This window comes from Nodosilinea sp. E11, from assembly GCF_032813545.1.
GTDB lineage: Bacteria > Cyanobacteriota > Cyanobacteriia > Phormidesmidales > Phormidesmidaceae > Nodosilinea.
In genome coordinates this window covers 7501-11601 of sequence record NZ_CP136519.1, presented here as the reverse complement: position 1 = coordinate 11601, position 4101 = coordinate 7501, and the positions used below count along the sequence as shown (strand labels likewise).

The following is a 4101-nucleotide window of genomic DNA, read 5'->3' as shown; positions in this document are numbered from 1 at the left end:
ACAACGAGGCTTGTAGGGGCGATACCAATCTACCGCAGTCGGTAGCAGCGCTCTTGTGCGCTCTTGTGCCTCGATCACAACGTGCGATCACGTTAGAGGGTTCGATCGGCTTGTTTGGTTTAGGGCTGAACATTGGCAGCGGCAGTTGCGCAACGAGAAAACTACTCAACCCATAGGCATTAACGCACTTATGGCCCTTGGGTGCAAAATCACATGAAGTTATGCAAATACGCACCTTGGGAATAAATCTCTCATCTCTCCCCAAGACAAAGCAACAAAAAAGGAAAAGTCAGTTCTAAATAGGCAAGGTCAGCACCCGTCACCAAATCGGTGGTCGGATGTCTCTGAGCGTAATCTTGAGTTGAATAAACAGACTAGGCTTTCTTTCGGGAAGCCATTTTAGATCTCGGGGGTTGAAAATCAGGATGGGCTTGCCGATGCCGTTTGACAATCTCCGTCACGGTCGTTTTGCTGAGCTTCAAGTCATGAGCAATAGTGCGATAGGAAACCTTATCTTCCACCATCTGTATCACCTTTGGACCGAGACGGTCAGACTTAATGGATTGCCCCGGTTGCCTACCTAGCGCCTTTCCCTTAGCCTTCGCTGCGGCTAGCCCAGAGCGCACCCGCTCACTCACTAAGTCGCGCTCAAACTCTGCTAACACCGCCATGAGCTGAGCAATCAGCCGCCCTTGGGGCGTCGCCAAATCGAACTGGATCCCGGTTTGAGCTATCAGAGAGACAGCCCAGCTCTGTAAATCCTGTAGTGTCTGAATCAGATCTAAGGTACCGCGTCCCCACCGAGTTAACTCTGTGACCAAAATGGCATCAATCTTACGCGCTTGAGCCAAAGCCATTACTTTCTGTCGGACAACACGATTCTGTGCGGTGCCCGAGGCCATCTCCTTCCAGACTCCGACAACTTCGAAATCAGCTTTTTGGGCATAGACCAACAAATCTTGCTCCTGTCTGTCACAAGATTGATCAGTTGTCGAAACCCGACAATAGATGGCGACCGTTTTTTGTACCAATTGAACCCCTCGGGAAATAGGAGGCTGAAATACTTGCTGTGTCGTACAGTTTTTCTGTACCAATTAGACAATACTCTGAATGGTACAAATTATTAAGATAGGTTCCTGCCATACCAAGTCCGATTGATCAAGCACACTTAGCATTGAAACGCCTTCCACCATTGAAACTCGGTCAAGACTGGGATAAAGTCGGTGAGGTTTAGGCGTTGTACACAACGCTGCTCTACCTGCTCTAAGAGGTCATCCCAGGTTTCAACAACCTGGCTAGCTAGACTCCGTTGAGAATGGGCCACAGTGGCTCTGCCGGTTGTATAGGCGGGGAGTAAGGGGCAGAAAAACTAGGTGCAGGCATTCTGATCGACCACTTGCTCTGAGGTGTGCCACCCGGCTTGATCCATACGCGACGCAGGATGGGATGGAGCCCCAAGCGATGTTCGTCTATGGCCCATTGCTGAACTACCACAGGCTCAAATCACTCCTTGCACTCCAATCAATTGATCAATCAGCTATTCGAATTAGAAATTAAGCGATAAAATTTGGCTAATCAGCCAATCGGTTAGTCGGCTGTCTGCTTAACTGATTAGCCGGATATACGTATGATTGTCACCGTTGCTGGTTTCAAAGGAGGGGTTGGCAAAACCACCACCGCCGTACACCTGGCCTGCTACTTTGCCAAAAAGTCTGGCAAAACTCTGCTGGTCGATGGCGACCCTAATCGCTCATCCCTCTCTTGGGCAAAACGGGGGACGCTGCCCTTTCAAGTTTGCGACCTGATGTCGGCAGCGAAAGCGTCTAAAGGCAAAGAACACATCGTTGTCGATACCGAAGCCCACCCCGACAAGGATGAGCTAGAGGCCCTAGCTGATGGCTGCGATCTACTGGTGCTGCCTTCTACCCCCGACGCTCTGGCCCTAGAGGCTCTGCTGGCTACCGTCGATAACCTAAAAAACATGACCTCCTATGGCGTGGTGCTGACGATGGTTGACAGCCGCAAAAAGGGCACTGCCACCCAAGCCAAGAGAACGCTTAACCAATTAAGCATTCCAGTGTTTAGTCAGATGATTAGGCGCTTAACCGCTTATGAGAAAGCAGCCCTGGCTGGAGTGCCCGTATATAAGACGGGCGATCGCTTTGGTCGCATCGCCTGGGGAGAGTATGAATCACTAGCCAAGGAGATTGAGAGCCATGCATGACACATCCAGCATGTTCGACAAACTAGCTCAGAAACGCGAGAAGATAGCAAAGTCGGTCATAGATCCAGGGCCGAAAACCGAACCAAAGAAGCATCAGCGTAAGGCCACCGGCAAGCGCTCTGACCCTAACTACATTCAGGTAGGAGCATATATCCCCATCGAGCTCAACAAGTGTGTCAAACGGCAGCTGGTGGATACTGACAAAGATTTCTCGGAGTTGGTGGCTGAATTATTAGAGCAATGGGTCCACAGCAAATCGATTAATCGATTAATCGATTAATCGATTAATCGATTTGCTGGATTGTACTACCAATTTGTACAAAAATGAGCTAAATCTCCTGAGATTTTTTCAGAAAATCAGCATCTAGTCAAAATAAAACAGAACGGCCTCACCCACTAAGTGGGTGAAGCCGTTCTGAGTAAGGACCTGGCATCGAGCTATTTTGACAAGGGGCAACCCCCTCACTATCTTCGCCGCAGCTGCGTTTCACATTTGAGTTCGGGATGGGTCAGAGTGGGACCACAGCGCCAAAGACACCAGGAAAGCTTAGTTGCTTTAATATTATGTTGTTTAAGTTCCTTGAAGAACTGAATTGAGAGAAGTGAGGCTGTGCACACAGCCATTGTTGGTTGGTTGATGGACTTGAGTGTGAGGTCAAGCCCTCGGTCTGTTAGTACGCCTCGACTACATCCATTGCTGGACTTCCATCTAGCGCCTATTAACGGGTGGTCTACCCGTGACCTTACTGGCTTATGCCATGGGAACACTCATCTTGAGGTGGGCTTCCCACTTAGATGCTTTCAGCGGTTATCCACTCCGCACTTAGCTACCCTGCGTTTACCGTTGGCACGATAACAGGTACACCAGCGGTGCGTTCTTCCCGGTCCTCTCGTACTAAGGAAGACTCCTCTCAATGTTCCTACGCCTGCACCGGATATGGACCGAACTGTCTCACGACGTTCTGAACCCAGCTCACGTACCGCTTTAATGGGCGAACAGCCCAACCCTTGGGACCGACTACAGCCCCAGGTTGCGATGAGCCGACATCGAGGTGCCAAACCTCCCCGTCGATGTGAACTCTTGGGGGAGATCAGCCTGTTATCCCTAGAGTAACTTTTATCCGTTGAGCGACGGCCCTTCCACGCGGAACCGTCGGATCACTAAGGCCTACTTTCGTACCTGCTCGACTTGTCAGTCTCGCAGTCAAGCTCTCTTATGCCTTTACACTCAATGGCTGATTTCCAACCAGCCTGAGAGAACCTTTGCGCGCCTCCGTTACCATTTAGGAGGCGACCGCCCCAGTCAAACTGCCCACCTGATACTGTCCCCTGCCCGGATAACGGGTCAAGGTTAGAATTCTAGCCTTAATAGAGTGGTATCTCACCAGTGACTCCACAACCCCCACAAGGGCTGCTTCATAGTCTCCCACCTATCCTGCGCAATTAAAGCCCGAACCCAATACCAAGCTACAGTAAAGCTTCATAGGGTCTTTCTGTCCGGGTGCAGGTAGTCCGTATCTTCACAGACATTCCTATTTCGCCGAGCCTCTCTCCGAGACAGCTCCCAGATCGTTACGCCTTTCGTGCGGGTCGGAACTTACCCGACAAGGAATTTCGCTACCTTAGGACCGTTATAGTTACGGCCGCCGTTCACCGGGGCTTCAGTCGCTAGCTTCAACTCCGAAGAGCCTGACCAACTTCCTTAACCTTCCGGCACTGGGCAGGCGTCAGCCCCCATACATCGTCTTGCGACTTAGCGGAGACCTGTGTTTTTGGTAAACAGTCGCCTGGGACTCTTCACTGCGACCCACTCTCGTGGGCACCCCTTCTCCCGAAGTTACGGGGCCATTTTGCCGAGTTCCTTAGAGAGAGTTATC

General features: G+C 50.9%; 4 protein-coding genes and 2 rRNA genes (1 of these 6 only partly in view). 2 read left to right on the top strand and 4 right to left on the bottom strand.

Annotated features, from left to right (window positions below; translation table 11 throughout):
- Window positions 1-374: 374 nt before the first annotated feature.
- Together RRF56_RS02715 and RRF56_RS02710 are read right to left on the bottom strand one after the other, a co-directional pair.
- Window positions 375-1031 carry a recombinase family protein gene (locus RRF56_RS02715; protein ID WP_317033858.1) on the bottom strand — a complete coding sequence of 219 codons (657 nt, stop codon included), beginning with the start codon at window positions 1029-1031 and terminating at the stop codon, window positions 375-377.
- Window positions 1032-1168: 137 nt separating this feature from the next.
- Window positions 1169-1324: a hypothetical protein gene (locus RRF56_RS02710; RefSeq protein WP_317033857.1), complete on the bottom strand. Its 156-nt coding sequence runs from the start codon at window positions 1322-1324 to the stop codon at window positions 1169-1171.
- Between the two features lie 303 nt (window positions 1325-1627).
- Between RRF56_RS02710 and RRF56_RS02705 the strand changes: the two genes are divergently transcribed.
- Both RRF56_RS02705 and RRF56_RS02700 read left to right on the top strand, forming a co-directional pair.
- Window positions 1628-2224 (top strand): ParA family protein, encoded by a 597-nt coding sequence (locus tag RRF56_RS02705; protein WP_317033856.1) that lies wholly within the window; start codon window positions 1628-1630, stop codon window positions 2222-2224.
- Complete coding sequence (locus RRF56_RS02700) at window positions 2217-2504, top strand: hypothetical protein (RefSeq protein ID WP_317033855.1); 288 nt, start codon at window positions 2217-2219, stop codon at window positions 2502-2504. Before RRF56_RS02705 ends, RRF56_RS02700 begins: the two co-directional genes overlap by 8 nt.
- A 145-nt stretch (window positions 2505-2649) precedes the next feature.
- On the opposite strand, the gene rrf is transcribed toward RRF56_RS02700, so the two are convergent.
- Together rrf and RRF56_RS02690 are read right to left on the bottom strand one after the other, a co-directional pair.
- Window positions 2650-2766: ribosomal RNA gene (gene rrf / locus RRF56_RS02695) — 5S ribosomal RNA — on the bottom strand.
- Between the two features lie 109 nt (window positions 2767-2875).
- A 23S ribosomal RNA gene (locus RRF56_RS02690) occupies window positions 2876-4101 on the bottom strand (it continues 1658 nt past the right edge of the window).

Coding starts and splice junctions, on each gene's coding strand:
- RRF56_RS02705 (WP_317033856.1), top strand. CDS start 1,628: ATGATTGTCACCGTTGCTGGTTTCAAAGGAGGGGTTGGCAAAACCACC.
- RRF56_RS02700 (WP_317033855.1), top strand. CDS start 2,217: ATGCATGACACATCCAGCATGTTCGACAAACTAGCTCAGAAACGCGAG.